A 15992-nucleotide genomic window follows, 5' to 3' on the forward strand; every position below is an offset into this window, starting at 1 on the left:
ACGACGCAATTTTAACAGAATGCATGCTCACATTCAGTGTCGTTTGGTCGATGCAATGGAGCAGGCAATGGCGCGCAATTTCGGCGTTCCCCGACAGTTCCGCCCGCGGGCGCAGGCGCCCGTCTGGCCGCTATGGGTGATGGCTTTCGCGGTCGTCACCGTGATCAATGCAGCGACATTCCTTCCGCACTAGCGGGAGCAGGTGGCTGCTCACTCGACGCTGCAGCATTCGGCAGGCGCCACGACCCGAGCACATAGAGCTTCATGCTGTTCTGGAAGCGCGATGTGACGGCGGTAAAGATCGCTTGGGGATATTCGGCCCAGATGGCGATCTGGTAAAGCGTCACGATCAGGTGGCCATCGCGAAACCTGTACTCTCCCGCACCGGTGATCCCGCCGCAGTCCGTCCTTGAAACGTCCATCTCCATCCCCAAAATCCTGCCGCAAGAATCCCGCCCAGGAATCTCGTCACCGCGTTCTGCTATCAGATCAAGATCGTGCGCGATCGTTCAACTAACAAAAAGTTGAAACCGGCCAGGGTGGGTCGCGGAAGTTAATCTCCATTAGCAGCGGGCCACAAATTCAAAGCAAACGGCGGCGGGGATTTTAAAAATCACCGGGTATTGCTGTGCCCAACGAGAATGCCGGGGGGCTTTGTGGTGATCGAGACGTTGTTGTTGCTGAGTGTCGTTGCCAGTGTCGGCGGCCTGCTGGTGCAGGTTTATCGCTGGCGTCAGGACGTATTGTACGGCCCGTATATCCGCCGCGAGTGGCGGGATTGATCGTGGACGGCGCAACTTGGGGGAGAACTCCGCGCGGCGTGTGCAGCGCGAGATGATCACCCGTTGGACGTGCCAGAAGACGACATTCTCTGTTTACCATACCGGGGCTCTCCCCATTTCCGCCGTGATCCGGCTGCGATATATTCACCACTTGATGCGGAAGTGGGCCGCATCGCGTTTTGGCCGTGGGGATGCCCGGAGATGGGCAGGCGGCCGCTGGAATGGTATTGGGGCGTATGGGGATTCGTGGGTCAAACCGACTCGGCCAGGCTGTTCAGGCAGCAGCGGCCATCAGCGCCTGTCTGGCGCTGGCCAATTGTTCCTCCTCCACCACCAGCTTCAGCCGCCTCGATCCGAAATATGGCGTCTCGAGCAGTCCTCGGGTCGTCGGGATGGGCGAGCCGGTTCCCAAGGGCGGCGGCACCTACCGTATCGGCAAGCCCTACACGGTCGCCGGCAAGCTCTATGTGCCGGAAGAAAACATCAATTACCGCGCTGAAGGCATCGCCTCCTGGTATGGCGACGCGTTTCATGGCCGTCTGACAGCCAATGGCGAAGTGTTCGACATGGCCTCGCTCACCGCGGCCCATCCGACGCTGCCGATCCCGAGCTATGCCCGTGTGACCAACGTCTATAACGGCAAGTCGCTGATCGTGCGCGTCAATGATCGCGGCCCGTATCACGGCAACCGCCTGATCGACGTCTCGAACAAGGCCGCCGAACTGCTCGAATTCAAGGGTAACGGCACCGCCAAGGTTCGCGTCGAATATGTCGGCCGCGCGCCGCTGGAAGGGTCGGACGATCGCCAGCTGGTTGCCACGTTGCGCACCGGTGAGCCGGCACCGTCGCCATCGCTGGTGCGCGTTGCCTCGGCGCGCTCCTTCGTGCCCGACATGCAGGGCGGTCGTGTTGTCTCGCGCGATGTTCCTCTGCCGGAGGGCCGCCCGTATTCGCTCGGCAATACCTCGGCCGATGTGGCGTCGATCCGTTCGACGTCGGAAATGTCGGCGTCCAGCCGCATGCGCACGGCATCGGCGCCGCGCATGACCGAGAACCACCGCGCGGTGTCCTATGAGAGCAACGCCGCTTATGCTGCGCCTGCCGAGCCGGATGACGGCACGGTCGATGCGCGCGGCGCCCAGGCGATCCTGTCCGGTCGCGGTCTCTACTAAGCCGGTTCGTCGTTCACGACCGACACCAGACGGGCGCAGCATAGCGCCCTGATCCGCGTTGCACCTTGCCGCGTTGTTTGCCATCGGCGATCCTGTTAAGACCTGAGCACTCAGGACAGCACATGGCATTTGGCTCCATCCCCTTGAAACGACCGCAATTCGCCGCGCGGAGCTGGCGAACGCTGCTGGCTGCGCTGGTGGCGTTTGGCGTCGTCCTCGGCCCAACAGCGCAGGCTGCGAACCAGAGCGTGCAGGGCGCCAAGAAGGTCCTCGAGGACGGTGGCTACGACACCGATGCGCCGACCGCGATCCTGATCGAGGCTGGCTCCGGCAGCGTGCTGTTCGAGAAGAATGCCGACGAGCTCCGCGCGCCCTCCAGCATGATGAAGCTGATGACCGTCGAACTGGTGTTTGACGCGCTGACCCGCGGCGACATCAAGCTCACGGATGAATATCGCGTCAGCGAGAATTCCTGGCGCAAGGGCGGCGCGCCGGCAGGCGCGTCGACCATGTTCGCTGCCATCAACAGCCGCGTGCCGGTCGCCGATCTCTTGCGCGGCGCCATCATCCAGAGTGGCAACGACTCTTGCATGATCCTGGCGGAGGGTATTGCAGGCGGCGAGGCGGCCTTTGCCGAGAAGATGACAGCGCGGGCACGTGTGCTCGGCATGCCGAAATCCACCTTTGCCAATTCCAACGGCCTGCCGGACCCCGGCAACAAGATGACGGTGCGCGAGCTCGGCGTTCTCGCCCGACATATCGTTCGCACCTATCCCGAATTCTACAAACTGTTCGGCGAGCGCGAATTCACCTGGAACAAGATCCGTCAGCAGAACCGCAATCCGCTGCTGGCGACGCTGGACGGGGCTGACGGTTTCAAGACCGGCTACACCAAGGATGGTGGCTACGGCATGGTCGGCTCGGCCATCCGCGACGGCATGCGGCTGATCGTGGTGATCAACGGTCTGGACGATCCGGACGATCGCGCGACCGAGGCGAAGAAGCTGCTGGAGTGGGGTTTCAAGAATTTCGAGGCCCGCACGCTGTTCGCAGCCGACCAGACCGTCGGCTTCGCCAAGGTGTTTGGCGGCGAGAGCCGCTCGGTCGCGCTCTCGGCCAAGGAGCCGGTCAAGGTGATGGTGCAGAAGAACGGCACCGACAAGCTGATCGCCCGCGTCGTCTACAAGGGCCCCGTGCGTGCGCCCATCGAGCCCGGTCAGCCGGTCGGCGTGATCAAGGTCTGGCGCGGCGCCAATATCGCCGTCGAGACGCCGCTCTATACGGCGGCTGCCGTTGGCACCGGGTCGACCATGCGGCGCGCCGTGGACGGCGCCGGCGAGCTGGTGATCGGGCTGTTCCGCGCCGGCGCCGAGAAGCTCTGACATGACGGACACGCCCACGACACCGCCGCCGCGCGGTCGCTTCGTCAGTTTCGAGGGCGGCGAGGGCGCCGGCAAATCGACCCAGATCAAGATTCTGGCCGATCGGCTGGAGGCCGAAGGCAAGCGCGTCATCGTCACCCGCGAGCCCGGCGGTTCGCCCGGTGCCGAGATCATCCGCCATGTGGTGCTGTCGGGCATGGGCAAGCTGCTCGGCCCCGAAGCCGAGACGCTGCTGTTTGCCGCGGCGCGCGACGACCATGTCCATGCGGTGATTGCGCCGGCGCTGGAGCAGGGCATCTGGGTGCTGTGTGATCGCTTCTCGGATTCGACGCGGGCCTATCAGGGCCGACTCGGGCATGTCTCGCCGGAACTGCTCAATGCGATGGAGCGCGTCACCATCGGACGGCTCAAACCGGATCTCACCGTCATTCTCGATATCCCGGTCTCGATCGGCATGCGACGCGCAGCAGCGCGGCGTGGCAATGATGTGCCCGACAGGTTCGAGGCCGAGGGCATCGCCTTTCATCAAGGGCTGCGTGACGCGTTCCGGCAGATCGCAGCCGATGAACCGCAACGCTGCGTACTGATCGACGCCAATGCAGATTCAAAGATCGTATCGAACAATATCTGGGGCGTGTTGCGCCGACGCCTTCTGACGCCGTCGAACCACGAGGTCACTTCGGCATGAGCGCAAAGTCATCCGAGCAAACGATCTCGGTTCCGCATCCGCGCGAGACGACCGCGCTGTTCGGTCATCAGGATGCCGAGGCCACGCTGCTCAATGCCTATCGCGGCGGCCGCATTCCGCATGCCTGGCTGATCGGCGGCCCGCAGGGCATAGGCAAGGCGACTTTAGCCTATCGCATGGCGCGTTTCGTACTGGCGCATCGCGATCCCGCATCACCGCAAGTGCAATCCGCAATATCGCTCGGCCTCGATCCGATGCATCCGATCGTGCGCCAGGTCGCCGCCGAATCCCATGGCGGGCTGCTGACGCTGGAACGTTCGCTCAACGACAAGGGCGTGATGCGCACGGTCATCACCGTCGATGAGACCCGGCAGACCGTGTCCTTCTTCGGCTCGACCGCCGCTGTCGACGGCTGGCGCGTCTGCATCGTCGACACCGTCGACGAGTTGAATGCCAACGCCGCCAACGCGCTGCTGAAGGTGCTTGAAGAGCCGCCGTTGCGTTCGCTGTTCCTGCTGGTGACACATGCGCAGGCACGCGTGCTGCCGACCATCCAGTCGCGCTGTCGCAAGCTGGCGCTGCGTCCGCTTTCGGTTGCCGACGTGACCCGCGCCACGTCGCAGGCCGCCGAGATCGAAACCAGCGATCCCTTGCTCAAAGAGGTTGCTGAAGCCTCCGAAGGCAGTGTGTCGCGCGCTCTGAATCTGCTGGGCGGCGGCGCGCTGAAACTGCACCAGCGCACCGCCTCGCTCCTGAACACGCTGCCCCATGTTGATCCGCGCGAGTTGCATGCGCTGGGGGATGCGCTGGGGACCAGCGACCGTGTCGCGCTCGGCGCCTTTGTCGACAGTGTCGACCGCTGGATCGGCGAGCGCATGAGGGCCGATGACGCCAATGCCAACGCCAATCTGCCCCGCCTTGCGCGGCTGGCGGAGGTATGGGAAAAGATCAACCGAGCCGCGCGCGAGACCGAATCCTACAATCTCGAGCGAAAACCGCTGGTTTTCTCGGTGTTTGGACTGCTCGCGGAGGCAACGCGCTGATCGCTGCGAGACTGGTTTCAGCCGATCCGCGCTCCACCAAGATCGTCTTATTCAAGGTCCGTAAAGTCAGCCATGACATCTGCAACCGATGCAACCCGACCGGCGTATTTTCTGACAACGCCGATCTTCTATCCCAATGGCGTGCCGCATATCGGTCATGCCTATACGGTCATGGCGACCGATACGATTGCCCGCTTCCAGAGGCTCGACGGTTACGACGTTCGTTTCCTGACCGGAACGGATGAGCATGGTCTGAAGATGCAGCAGACCGCCGTCAAGGAGGGCCTGACACCGCTCGAACTGGCCGACCGGAATTCTGCGCGTTTTCGTGAGATGGATACCGCGCTCAACATTTCCTATGACGACTACATTCGCACGACGGAGCCGCGTCACGAGCGCGCCTCCCAGGCGCTGTGGGTCGCTCTGGAGAAAGCCGGCGCTATCTATCTCGACAAATATGCCGGCTGGTATTCCGTTCGCCAGGAAGCCTATTTCGACGAAGCGGAAACAACGCTCGGCGACGATGGTGTCCGGCGTGAGCCGCTCGGCTCGCCGGTCGAGTGGACCGAGGAGGAAACCTATTTCTTCCGTCTGTCCGCCTACCAGGACAAGCTGCTCGATCTATACGCGCGCGTTCCGGACTTCGTGTTGCCGCGCGAGCGCCTCAACGAAGTGACGAGTTTCGTCAAGGGCGGCCTGCAGGATCTGTCGATTTCGCGGACCACGTTCGACTGGGGCATCAAGGTGCCGGGTGCGCCCGGCCATGTGATGTATGTCTGGATCGATGCGCTGACCAACTACATCACGGCAGCCGGCTATCCGGATGTCGATGGCGACGACTTCAAACGCTATTGGCCTGCCAATCTGCATGTGATCGGCAAGGATATCGTTCGCTTTCACGCGGTGTACTGGCCTGCATTCCTGATGGCCGCTGGCGTCGACGTCCCGCATCGCGTCTTCAGTCACGGATTTCTTCTCAACCGTGGTGAGAAGATGTCGAAGTCGGTCGGCAACGTGGTCGATCCGATCGGCATGGCGGCGCAATATGGCGTCGATCAGATGCGATATTTCTTCATGCGCGAAGTCTCGTTCGGGCAGGACGGCAGCTACAATCACGAAGCCATCGTCAATCGCACCAATGCCGATCTCGCCAACGATCTCGGCAATCTCGCGCAGCGCTCGCTGTCGATGATCGCCAAGCAGTATGACGGCGTGCTGCCTGAACCCGGCGATTTCAGCGATAGCGACAAGGCCATCCTGGCGCAGGCCGACGGCATGCTGGAACTCGCACGCACCGCCATGGCGACGCAGCAGATCCATCAGGCGCTGAACGCGATCTGGGCCGTGGTGGCCGAGGCCAACCGCTATTTCGCGGGCGAGGCGCCGTGGGCGCTCGCCAAGACCGATCCGAAAAAGCAGGCCACGGTGCTCTATGTCACCGCCGAAGTCGTGCGGCAGGTCGCCATCCTGGCGCAACCGGTGATGCCCGCGTCCTGCGCCAAGCTGCTCGACGTGCTCGGCATCCCCGAAAGCGAGCGCGACTTCACGGCAATTGCGACCCGCATCAAGGCTGGCACGCAACTGCCGACACCGACCGGCGTATTCCCGCGCTATGTCGAGCCGCCGGCTGCGAGCTGAGTTGACGTGATGCTGGTTGATAGCCACTGCCATCTCGATTTCCCCGACTTCGCCGAAGACCTCGACGGCATCGTCGCGCGTGCCGAAGCCGCAGGCGTCGGCAAGCTCGTGACCATCTCGACGCGGGTGCGCCGCCTGCCGGCGCTGCTCGCGATCGCGGAGCGCTTTCCGAACGTCTATTGCTCGGTCGGCACCCATCCGCACAATGCGGACGAGGAAGACGGCATCCCGGCGGAAGAACTGATCGAACTGACGAAACATCCGAAGGTCATTGCTCTCGGCGAAGCCGGGCTCGATAATTTCTACGAGCATGAATCGTCCGGCGCTCAGGAGCGCGGCTTTCGCGCCCATATCGCCGCAGCCCGCGCGACCGGATTGCCGCTGGTGATCCATACCCGCGAGGCGGATGAGCAGTGCGGCGCCATTCTCGCAGACGAGATGGCGAAGGGCGCATTCAAGGCTGTGTTGCATTGCTACACCGGCGGGCGGGAGCTGGCGATGAAGGATGGGCCTGTCGATCTCCTTCACCGGCATCATCACCTTCAAGAAGTCACAGGAGCTGCGCGATCTCGCCGCTGAGCTTCCCGCCGACCGCATCATGGTCGAAACCGACGCGCCGTATCTGGCGCCCGGCAAATGGCGCGGCAAGCGCAACGAGCCATCCTATGTGGTCGAGACGGCGAAGGTGCTCGCGGAAACCCGCGGCGTGTCGCTCGAAGAACTGTCGCGGCAGACCACCGAAAACTTCTTCCGCCTGTTCAGCAAGGCATCTGCCGTGAACGCGTCTGGCACTGGCGTGCCGGCATGACGCTGGTGCTTACCATTCTCGGCTCGGGATCCTCGGCGGGTGTGCCGCGCCCGGCGCTGGGCTGGGGCGCCTGCGATCCCGCCAATCCAAAAAACCGTCGCCGTCGTTGTTCGATGATGGCGGAGCAGATCGGGCCCGAGGGCGTCACGCGCGTTGTCATCGACACCTCGCCGGACCTGCGCGAGCAATTGATCGACGCCGATGTCGATGACATCGATGCGGTCTTCCTGACGCATGAGCATGCGGACCAGACCCACGGCATGGACGACCTCCGCTCAGTGGTGCTCAAGCGCCGCAAGCGTATCCCGGTCTATATGAACGCCTCGACGGCGACTGATATCATGCTGCGCTTCGGTTACTGCTTTCAGTCGCCTCCCGGCAGCGACTATCCGCCGATCCTCGATCGCCTCAGCATCGAAGCTGGTGAGAGCCGAACCATCACGGGGAAGGGCGGTGATCTGACGCTGACGCCGTTCCTGGTCCAGCATGGCAACATCCCGGCGCTCGGCTACCGGATCGACAACGCCGCCTATACGCCTGATCTCAACGACATCCCGGAAGAGAGCTGGCCGGCGCTCGACGGGCTCGATCTCTGGATCGTCGATGGGCTGCGCTATACGCAGCATCCCAGCCATTTCAGCATCAGCGATGCGCTGCGCTGGCGCGACCGCTTCAAGCCGAAGCGGACCGTGATCACCAATATGACCGCGGATGTGGATTACGAGGCGGTAAAGGCGATACTGCCGGAGAGTGTGGTCCCCGCCTATGACGGGATCAGACTGACGGTGGAGTAATTTGAGCAGCGAGTTTTCTCATTGCTGCATTTTCAAAGGTCACTTCGCCGGCCTCTCGACTATGCAAAGCTATCTCAACAGCAATTGAGCGACCGATCTCGCGCTGATCGATATTGCCATACGAGCCGGGCACGAAACGTCCCAGCCAACCGACCCAGGCCGGGGTATGCGCGTTGCCGACAATAATGCCGGGCTGGAAGATCGCGAGGCGGGTAAAACCGACGTTGCGCACATTGTCTTCCTTCATACCCATGACGCGGACATAGCGAAACCGGCTTTGGGCTGTGCTTCCTACTGCAGACAGCAGGCAGAACTGGGCGATGCCGGCGTCACGGCAGCCACGCGCGAAGGCGCCGACAACGCCGAGTTCAAGGCGCTTCAGCTCCTCTTCGTTCCACCGCATCGAGCCGGAACCGACACCCACACAGCTCACAGCGCTGGCGGGCCCTTGGCTTAAAACTTCACGGGCTAGGGCGGCAGTGCGTTCGGCAAAGTCAGCAGCGCCGGTATCAAGAACGACGTTGCGCACGCGCGGTCGCGCGGCAATGGGCTTCCTGGTGATCATCACCACTTCCCGGCATTGGGGAATTGCCAGTAGTTCCGCGACGGCTGCACCACCGACTTGGCCGGTCCCGCCGAGAATGATTGCGGCGAAGTTCTGCGTCATGGATGGCGCTCCGGAATGAAGGACTTGGCTTGGTGTGCTTCGCTCCACCCTATCAGTCGTCATTACGAGCGCAGCAATCTAGTCTATTTGCGTTCTTGGCTTTCTGGATGCCGGATATCCGTGATCCTGCCGGATGACGGGATACGGCTGGTGGAGTGGGGCTACATATCGCACCCAATGCTCCGTCATGGCCGGGCTTGTCCGGGCCATCCACGTCTTTCTTCGTTTACGGCCAAGGCGTGGATACCCGGCATTCGCCGGGCATGACGGCGTTTTGTTACGAACTAAACGACGCCGTCGATTTCACCCGATCCCGCAGCAGAAACTTCTGGATTTTGCCTGTCGACGTTTTCGGGATCACGCCGAACACCACGGCCTTCGGCGTCTTGAAGCCCGGCATCTGCGCGCGGCAGAACGCGATGATGTCGGCTTCTGTCGCCGCGGCATTCGCCTTCAGCTCCACGAACGCGCACGGCACTTCGCCCCATTTGGCATCGGGCTTGGCGACCACGGCCGCGAACAACACGGCCGGGTGTTTGTAGAGTACGTCCTCGACTTCCACCGACGAGATGTTCTCACCGCCGGAGATGATGATGTCCTTGGAGCGGTCCTTGATGGTCACGTAGCCGGCAGCATCGAGCACGCCGAGATCGCCGGTGTGGAACCAGCCGCCTTCAAACGCCTCCTTGGTGGCCTTCTCGTTCTTCAGGTAGCCCTTCATCACGATATTTCCGCGGAACATGACCTCGCCGATGGTCTCGCCGTCGCGGGGCACTTCCTGCATCGTTTCGGGATCGATCACCGTGACGGCTTCCTGCAGGTGATAGGGCACGCCCTGGCGGCGCTTCAGGTTGGCACGTTCATCAGCGGGCAGGGCGTCCCAGCCGGGCTGCTCGGCGCAGACCGAGGCGGGGCCATAGACCTCGGTCAGGCCGTAGACATGCGTCAGCTTGATGCCGATCTTCTCGGCACCCGACAGCACCGCCATCGGCGGCGGTGCGCCGGCGATCGAGCCCTGCACGAGAGGCCCGCCCGAATAGATCGGCGCATCCGGCGCATTGATCAGCGTGTTGTAGACGATCGGTGCGCCGGACATGTGGGTGACGCCGTGCTCGCGCATCAGCGCGAAGATCTTGGTCGGGTCGACCTTGCGCAGGCAGACATTGACGCCGGCACTCGCCGCGACCGTCCAGGGGAAGCACCAGCCATTGCAGTGGAACATCGGCAGGGTCCAGAGATAGACCGGATGCTGGCCGAGACCGGCGGCAAGAATATTGGAGACTGCGTTGAGATAGGCACCGCGGTGATGCGTCACCACGCCCTTCGGATTGCCTGTGGTCCCCGAGGTGTAGCCGAGCGCGATGGCGTCCCATTCGTCGAGCGGGAAGGCGCTGGAGAAATCGGGACTGCCTTCGGCGAGGGCGGCTTCGTATTCGAGTTCGCCGATCCGCTGGCCGCCGGCGAAGGAGACGTCGTCGACATCGATCACGGTCGGCTTCGGTCCGGTCATGAGGCCGAGGGCCTCGGTGATCACGCCGGAGAATTCCGGATCGACCAGCAGCAGCCTAGCGCCGCCATGGTCAAGCTGGAACGCGATGGCCGCGGCGTCGAGCCGGATGTTCAGGGCGTTGAGGACGGCGCCCGTCATCGGCACTGCGAAATGCGCCTCGTTCATTGCCGGCAGATTCGGGAGCATCGCCGCGACGGTGTCGCCGCGCCCAATGCCCCGCCCGGTCAGGAACGAGGCAAAGCGCCGGCAGCGTTCATAGGTTTGCGCCCAGGTGAAACGACGTCCCTCATACACCGTGCTGGTGAGGTTCGGATAAACCGCCGCGCTGCGCTTGAGAAAGCTCAGCGGCGACAGCGGCACGAAGTTGGCCGGAGTCTGGTCGAGGCCGACGCTATAGGCGCCCTGATCTGGGATCATTTTTTTGAGACTCCTATATTTAGTTCAGTGAGTTATATCGGATATCTAATCTATCAGATTATCATAGAAATGATCTTCCAAAATTACACGAGGAAATTATCGTAACATACTGAAAGAACGTATCTTAAAGGAATCCGATCGATATCCACGGGAAGATCGCGACGATGATCAGGCCGATCAGCAGCGCCAGCAGATAACCAAGGATCGGCCGGATGCCTTCTGCTGGATCAACACGGCCGATGGCGCAGGCGGCATAATAGCCGACGCCGAAGGGCGGCGCGAACAATCCTATGCCCATGGCGAGGATGACGACCATCGCATAGTGGACCTCATGGACGCCGACCAACCGCGCGATCGGGAACAACAGCGGCCCGAACAGCACGATGGCGGGGATGCCTTCCAGCACACTGCCAAGGATCACAAAGGCCACGATGGAGACCGCGATGAAGGTCGCGCCGCCGCCGGGCAGGCCTGTCATCGCGGCGGCCAGCGAGCGCGAGAAGCCGGACTGGGTGAGGCCCCAGGCCATGCCGGTCGCGGTTCCGATGATCAGCAGGATCGCACCGGAGAGGCAGGCCGTATCGACCAGCATCGGCTTCAGTCGGTTCCAGTCGAACTGGCGATAGATCAACAGGCCCGCCAGCACGGCATAGACGATGCCGATGGTGGAGACCTCCGTGGCGGTCGCCACGCCTTCGACCACGGCAGCGCGGATCACGAAGGGCAGCGCGATGGCCGGCACCGAGATTATGAAAGCCTTGAAGATGTCGCGCCCGGAAGCCCGTTTGACGTGACTGAGGTCCTCGCCGCGATAGCGCCACCACACCAATGCGCCGAGTGTGATCGCCAGCACGACGCCCGGCAGCAAGCCGCCGGTGAACAGCGCCGAGATCGAGACGCCGGTGACCGAGCCGATGGTGATCAGCACGAGACTTGGCGGAATCGTCTCGGTCTGCGCGCCGGTCGCCGAGAGCAGGGCGACGAGATCGCCCGGCTTGGCGCCGCGCGCCTTCATTTCAGGGAACAGCACCGGCGCTACCGCCGCCATGTCGGCGGCCTTGGAGCCGGAAATGCCGGAAACGAGATACATCGCGCCGATCAGCACGTAATGCAGGCCGCCGCGGACGTGGCCGAGCACGCTGGCGAGAAACGCCACCATGGCGCGGGCCATGCCGGTCATCTCGATCAGCAGGCCGAGGAACACGAATAGCGGGACAGACAGCAGGATGAGATGGCTCATGCCCTCGTCCATGCGGCCGACCAGCACCATCATCGGCGTGCGCGTGGTCAGTGCCATATAGCCGAAGATCGCGAGGCCAAAACCGAAGGCAATGGGCACGCCGGCGAATACGCACAGCGCCACGACGCCGACGAAGAAGATGATCAGGTTGAGATTGCCGAGGGTCCGCAGCAGCGGCTCGGCAAGCCAGAACAGGCCGATGATCGCCACCACGGTGCCAAGTGCCGTCAGCACGGTGCGGACCTGGCCGTAGCGCACCAGCCGCAGCAGCGCGAAGACGATCATCAGCGAGATGCCGACCGGCAGCGCGGCCGCGCGAAAGCTGTTGGCGATCTGCAGCGCCGGCGTCGTGATGTAGCTCTCTTCATAGGCGTATTCGAAGGACGGAGCGACGATCATCAGGAGAAACGCGAGCGCCGCACAGGTCCCGACGACGTCGAGAAAGGCCCACATTCGGGGACCGACCGACGCCACCAGAGCGGTCATCCGCATATGCTCGCCGCGTCGGAACGCGACGGCCGAACCCAGCATCGCCAGCCACAAGAACAGGATCGATGCCAGTTCGTCCGACCACACCAGCGGCCGGTGCAGGCCATAGCGCGCGACCACGCCGGCAAACAGGATGACGATCTCGGCGACGACCAGCAGCGCGGCCGGGATTTCCACCAGCGCGCCCAGGATCTTGTCCAGTGAGGTCAGCAATGCCTGCGGGCGAGTGACGGGTGACGTCGCCTCGCCCGGCGCCTGCGTGAGTTCGGCATGGGCCATCGGGATGTTTACGCCAGCTTGCCGACGGACTTCTCGAGCAGCGACCAGGCCTGGTCGCCATATTTGCCCTTCCATTCCGCGTAGAAGCCGGAAGAGCGCAGCTTGTCACGGAACGGCGCCACCTGCGGCTGGTTGAAGATCAGGCCCTTGGCGAGCAGTTCGTCGCGCACCGTGCCGTTCAGCTTCGCGGTATCTTCGCGTTCCTTGATAGCGGCGGCGTTGATGTTCTTCGCCACGATCTCGCGCAGATTGGCCGGCAGCCGCTCCCAGGCGCGGCGATTGGCGAGAAACCAGAAGCCGTCCCACATGTGATTGGTCATCGAGCAGTATTTCTGCACTTCGTAGAGCTTCGCCGTGGAGATCAGCGCCAGCGGATTCTCCTGGCCTTCAACGACCTTGGTCTGCAGCGCCGAATAGACTTCGCTGAAATTGATCGATGCCGGCGCGCTGTCGAAGGCCTTGTACATGGAGGTCCACAGCGGCGATACCGGCACGCGGATCTTGAAGCCCTTGAGGTCGTCAGGGCCGTTGATCGGGCGCGTGGACGAGGTGGTCTGGCGGAAGCCGTTGTCCCAGATATTGTCCATGACGACGAGATTGGCCTTGGTGATCTCGCCGCGCACGTAAGCGCCGAGCTCACCATCCATGGCCTTCCAGACGGTCTCGTAATCCGGGAAGGCGAAGCCGATGCCATTGATCGATGCGGCCGGCACCAGGGTCGCGAGGATCAGGCCTGACAGTGTGAAGAACTCGACGCCGCCGGAGCGGATCTGGCTCAGCATGTCAGTGTCGGAGCCGAGCTGGTTGTTCGGGAAAACCTGCAGATCGACCTTGCCACCGGTCTCGGTCTTGATCGCCGCCGACATCTCGCGGGCGCGAACGTTGAGCGGATGTGTGTCGGGCAGGTTATTGGCGTATTTGTAGACGAATTCGGCCTGCTGGGCGCGCGCCACGAAAGGCATGCCGATGCCGCCCATGGCGGTCGCGGCAGCCGATGCCTTCAACAGAGTCCGGCGTGAAATCGTCATTTTGTTTCTCCCAACCACTTCTTTGTTTGCCTTTGTGAGGCGCAAGGGCCCTTGCCGTCTGGTCATCATGCCCGGGCTGCCCGGTCAAGCCTTTTCGCTGTGCGACCAAAGGCCAAGGTCCGACAGAAGGCCGATTGTTGACGCCGGCGCACGGCTTTTGCACCGCGCGAATTTGTGGGAAGCATCGCGCGAACGAAGTCGCCGGCAGTCAGGACCGGCCACGCACCGTCTGCAGGAAACACAAGGACAGCATATGAACAGGGATCACGGCGTAGCGATCATCACCGGCGGCGCATCGGGAATTGGTCTGGCGATCGCCAAGGCGGCCGTGGGCGAGGGATGGAAGGTGCTCCTCGCCGATCTCACCCAGCCTGCTCTGGATGCCGCCAAGGCCCAGGTCGATGCCGTCAAGTCCGGCGTCACCCGGACCGTAGTGATGGACGTCGCCAACGAAGACGCCGTGATCGCCGGATTGAAGGATTGCGAAGCCGGTTTCGGTCCGGTGCGCGGCCTGGTGAATTCTGCGGGCATCGGCCGCCAGGTGCCGTTCTTCGAGACCTCCGTGAAGCTGTTTCGCGAGATCCTCGACATCAATCTGGTTGGCACCTTTGCCGTTGCCAAGGAAGCTGCGCGACTGATGAAGGCTCATGGCGGCGGCGCCATCGTGAATGTGGCGTCGGTGTCGGGGCTGCGCGGCAATATCGAGCGCTCGGCCTATGGCGCATCCAAGGGCGGCGTCGTCACGCTGACCCAGGTGATGGCCTGCGAACTGGCGCCATTGAAGATTCGCGTCAACGCCATTGCGCCGGGCCCGTTCGAGACGCCCATGGTGCAGGAGATGCACACGGTGGCAACGCGGGAAGGCTGGATGCAGGTGGTGCCGCAGCGGCGTTATGCCGAGCCGGAGGAGGTCGCTGGTGCCGCGATGTTCCTGCTGGATGACAGCAAGTCGAGCTTCGTGACCGGGCATGTGTTGAACGTGGATGGCGGCTTCGCCGCGCATGGACTGCTGCCGAAATATCCGTAGCAAGAAACTCGTCATTCCGGGGCGCGGGCGCACTTTCGCGCACGCGAACCCGGAATCTCATTGTGAATCACACTTCGAGGTTCCGGGTTCGCCCGCGGCTGTCGCCGCATGCGCCCCGGAACGACGAGTTATGGGCCCTTCGCCGCGATCAGCGCCTTCATCCGCTCGGCATCTGCAGCCGTCTCCGGCGTATAGACCACCATGCCCAAATTCGGCTGGCCGTCGACCGAAAATGTCGAATAGCTCATCGTGAATGGCCCGACCTCGGGATGGTTCACATGCTTCTTGCCTTCGCCATAGCTGCTGACGTCGTTGTCATGCCACATGGCTGCGAAGTCGGGGCTGATCCGGCACAGTTCATCGATCAATGTCTGGGCGCGTTCTGATGCGCCGCTGCGCGTGATGTCGGCGCGAAATGCCGCCACGGCGAAACGTGCATCATTCTCCCAGTCCGGCATCTTGGCGCGGACATTTGGCCGGCAGAACAGGATTCGCAGGACGTTGCGGTCTTCGGGCGCGATGTTCGGATAGTCGCCAAGCACGGCCAGTGCCGCACGATTCCAGGCCACGATGTCCCAGGTTGCGTTGCGGACGACGGCGGCGCTGAACTCCATCGAATCCAGCACGCGCTGCAGGGTCGGCGTGACGATATCGGACGGCTCGTAGTGGACTTCCGGCAGCCGGTGCTGCGCCAGCAGAAACAGATGCTCGCGCTCGACTGCCGACAGTTCCAGCGCGCGTGAGATGCGGTTCAGCACATCGGCCGAAGGCGCGCCGCCGCGTCCTTGTTCCAGCCAAGTGTACCAGGTGGCGCTGACATTCGCGCGCTGCGCGACTTCCTCGCGCCGCAGGCCCGGCGTGCGGCGGCGCTCGGACGAGAAGCCGAATGCCACGGGATCCAGCCTGGCGCGGCGATCCCTGAGATAAGCGCCCAGCGGATTGGAGCCAGAGCCGGAAGTTGTTTCGGTGACCGTCATGCTCAGCCTGTTAGTCGCCATACCCGTATAACGTCACGGCTTCACGCACTG

At 63.0% G+C, this 15992-nt stretch carries 14 protein-coding genes and 1 pseudogene; 9 read left to right on the plus strand and 6 right to left on the minus strand.

All coding sequences use genetic code 11. The annotated features are described in order from the left end of the window. Positions 1–164: 164 nt before the first annotated feature. A complete protein-coding gene (locus SFY93_RS18535) occupies positions 165–422 on the minus strand; it encodes a hypothetical protein (RefSeq protein ID WP_320444141.1) in 258 nt (85 codons plus the stop codon). A gap of 219 nt (positions 423–641) precedes the next feature. Between SFY93_RS18535 and SFY93_RS18540 the strand changes: the two genes are divergently transcribed. The 8 genes and pseudogenes from SFY93_RS18540 (at position 642) to SFY93_RS18575 (ending at position 8307) form a co-directional block, all read left to right on the plus strand. After that, a complete protein-coding gene (locus tag SFY93_RS18540) occupies positions 642–782 on the plus strand; it encodes a hypothetical protein (protein WP_320444142.1) in 141 nt (46 codons plus the stop codon). Positions 783–1018: 236 nt separating this feature from the next. After that, the gene (locus SFY93_RS18545; protein ID WP_231081137.1) at positions 1019–1954 is read left to right on the plus strand and encodes a septal ring lytic transglycosylase RlpA family protein; all 936 of its coding nucleotides are present in this window, start codon (positions 1019–1021) and stop codon (positions 1952–1954) included. Positions 1955–2076: 122 nt separating this feature from the next. Further along, positions 2077–3336, plus strand: coding sequence for a D-alanyl-D-alanine carboxypeptidase family protein (locus tag SFY93_RS18550; RefSeq protein ID WP_320444143.1), 1260 nt, complete (start codon positions 2077–2079; stop codon positions 3334–3336). Position 3337: 1 nt separating this feature from the next. Then, positions 3338–4024, plus strand: a complete 687-nt coding sequence (gene tmk, locus SFY93_RS18555) for a dTMP kinase (RefSeq protein WP_092143015.1) — start codon at positions 3338–3340, stop codon at positions 4022–4024. Continuing rightward, positions 4021–5067, plus strand: a complete 1047-nt coding sequence (locus tag SFY93_RS18560; RefSeq protein ID WP_320444144.1) for a DNA polymerase III subunit delta' — start codon at positions 4021–4023, stop codon at positions 5065–5067. The genes tmk and SFY93_RS18560 overlap by 4 nt, the downstream gene beginning before the upstream one ends. Before the next feature lie 72 nt (positions 5068–5139). Beyond that, positions 5140–6705, plus strand: a complete 1566-nt coding sequence (metG, locus tag SFY93_RS18565) for a methionine--tRNA ligase (RefSeq protein WP_320444145.1) — start codon at positions 5140–5142, stop codon at positions 6703–6705. Positions 6706–6714: 9 nt separating this feature from the next. Continuing rightward, a pseudogene (locus SFY93_RS18570) lies at positions 6715–7513 on the plus strand (TatD family hydrolase). After that, positions 7510–8307, plus strand: a complete 798-nt coding sequence (locus tag SFY93_RS18575) for an MBL fold metallo-hydrolase (RefSeq protein WP_320444146.1) — start codon at positions 7510–7512, stop codon at positions 8305–8307. The pseudogene SFY93_RS18570 and the gene SFY93_RS18575 overlap by 4 nt, the downstream one beginning before the upstream one ends. On the opposite strand, the gene SFY93_RS18580 is transcribed toward SFY93_RS18575, so the two are convergent. From SFY93_RS18580 to SFY93_RS18595, 4 genes are all read right to left on the minus strand, one after another. Further along, a complete protein-coding gene (locus tag SFY93_RS18580; RefSeq protein WP_320444147.1) occupies positions 8288–8974 on the minus strand; it encodes a Rossmann-fold NAD(P)-binding domain-containing protein in 687 nt (228 codons plus the stop codon). The two genes, SFY93_RS18575 and SFY93_RS18580, sit on opposite strands and share 20 nt — an antisense overlap. A 277-nt stretch (positions 8975–9251) precedes the next feature. Continuing rightward, positions 9252–10901: an acyl-CoA synthetase gene (locus tag SFY93_RS18585; protein WP_320444148.1), complete on the minus strand. Its 1650-nt coding sequence runs from the start codon at positions 10899–10901 to the stop codon at positions 9252–9254. Between the two features lie 124 nt (positions 10902–11025). Further along, positions 11026–12909, minus strand: coding sequence for a TRAP transporter large permease (locus SFY93_RS18590; RefSeq protein WP_320444149.1), 1884 nt, complete (start codon positions 12907–12909; stop codon positions 11026–11028). 8 nt (positions 12910–12917) lie between these two features. After that, positions 12918–13937 carry a TRAP transporter substrate-binding protein gene (locus SFY93_RS18595; protein ID WP_320444150.1) on the minus strand — a complete coding sequence of 340 codons (1020 nt, stop codon included), beginning with the start codon at positions 13935–13937 and terminating at the stop codon, positions 12918–12920. A 253-nt stretch (positions 13938–14190) separates the two neighbouring features. Between SFY93_RS18595 and SFY93_RS18600 the strand changes: the two genes are divergently transcribed. Then, on the plus strand, positions 14191–14964 hold the full coding sequence (locus tag SFY93_RS18600; RefSeq protein WP_320444151.1) for an SDR family NAD(P)-dependent oxidoreductase: 774 nt from the start codon (positions 14191–14193) through the stop codon (positions 14962–14964). A 128-nt stretch (positions 14965–15092) separates the two neighbouring features. On the opposite strand, the gene SFY93_RS18605 is transcribed toward SFY93_RS18600, so the two are convergent. Continuing rightward, positions 15093–15941 (minus strand): helix-turn-helix transcriptional regulator, encoded by an 849-nt coding sequence (locus SFY93_RS18605; RefSeq protein ID WP_320444152.1) that lies wholly within the window; start codon positions 15939–15941, stop codon positions 15093–15095. Positions 15942–15992: the final 51 nt, after the last annotated feature.

Source organism: Tardiphaga sp. 42S5 (assembly GCF_034044155.1).
Lineage (GTDB): Bacteria > Pseudomonadota > Alphaproteobacteria > Rhizobiales > Xanthobacteraceae > Tardiphaga > Tardiphaga robiniae.

Bases quoted from the DNA above. Each gene is read 5' to 3' on its own strand.
- SFY93_RS18535 (WP_320444141.1), bottom strand. From the start codon at position 422: ATGGACGTTTCAAGGACGGACTGCGGCGGGATCACCGGTGCGGGAGAG.
- SFY93_RS18540 (WP_320444142.1), top strand. From the start codon at position 642: ATGCCGGGGGGCTTTGTGGTGATCGAGACGTTGTTGTTGCTGAGTGTC.
- SFY93_RS18545 (WP_231081137.1), top strand. From the start codon at position 1,019: ATGGGGATTCGTGGGTCAAACCGACTCGGCCAGGCTGTTCAGGCAGCA.
- SFY93_RS18550 (WP_320444143.1), top strand. From the start codon at position 2,077: ATGGCATTTGGCTCCATCCCCTTGAAACGACCGCAATTCGCCGCGCGG.
- tmk (WP_092143015.1), top strand. From the start codon at position 3,338: ATGACGGACACGCCCACGACACCGCCGCCGCGCGGTCGCTTCGTCAGT.
- SFY93_RS18560 (WP_320444144.1), top strand. From the start codon at position 4,021: ATGAGCGCAAAGTCATCCGAGCAAACGATCTCGGTTCCGCATCCGCGC.
- metG (WP_320444145.1), top strand. From the start codon at position 5,140: ATGACATCTGCAACCGATGCAACCCGACCGGCGTATTTTCTGACAACG.
- SFY93_RS18575 (WP_320444146.1), top strand. From the start codon at position 7,510: ATGACGCTGGTGCTTACCATTCTCGGCTCGGGATCCTCGGCGGGTGTG.
- SFY93_RS18580 (WP_320444147.1), bottom strand. From the start codon at position 8,974: ATGACGCAGAACTTCGCCGCAATCATTCTCGGCGGGACCGGCCAAGTC.
- SFY93_RS18585 (WP_320444148.1), bottom strand. From the start codon at position 10,901: ATGATCCCAGATCAGGGCGCCTATAGCGTCGGCCTCGACCAGACTCCG.
- SFY93_RS18590 (WP_320444149.1), bottom strand. From the start codon at position 12,909: ATGGCCCATGCCGAACTCACGCAGGCGCCGGGCGAGGCGACGTCACCC.
- SFY93_RS18595 (WP_320444150.1), bottom strand. From the start codon at position 13,937: ATGACGATTTCACGCCGGACTCTGTTGAAGGCATCGGCTGCCGCGACC.
- SFY93_RS18600 (WP_320444151.1), top strand. From the start codon at position 14,191: ATGAACAGGGATCACGGCGTAGCGATCATCACCGGCGGCGCATCGGGA.
- SFY93_RS18605 (WP_320444152.1), bottom strand. From the start codon at position 15,941: ATGACGGTCACCGAAACAACTTCCGGCTCTGGCTCCAATCCGCTGGGC.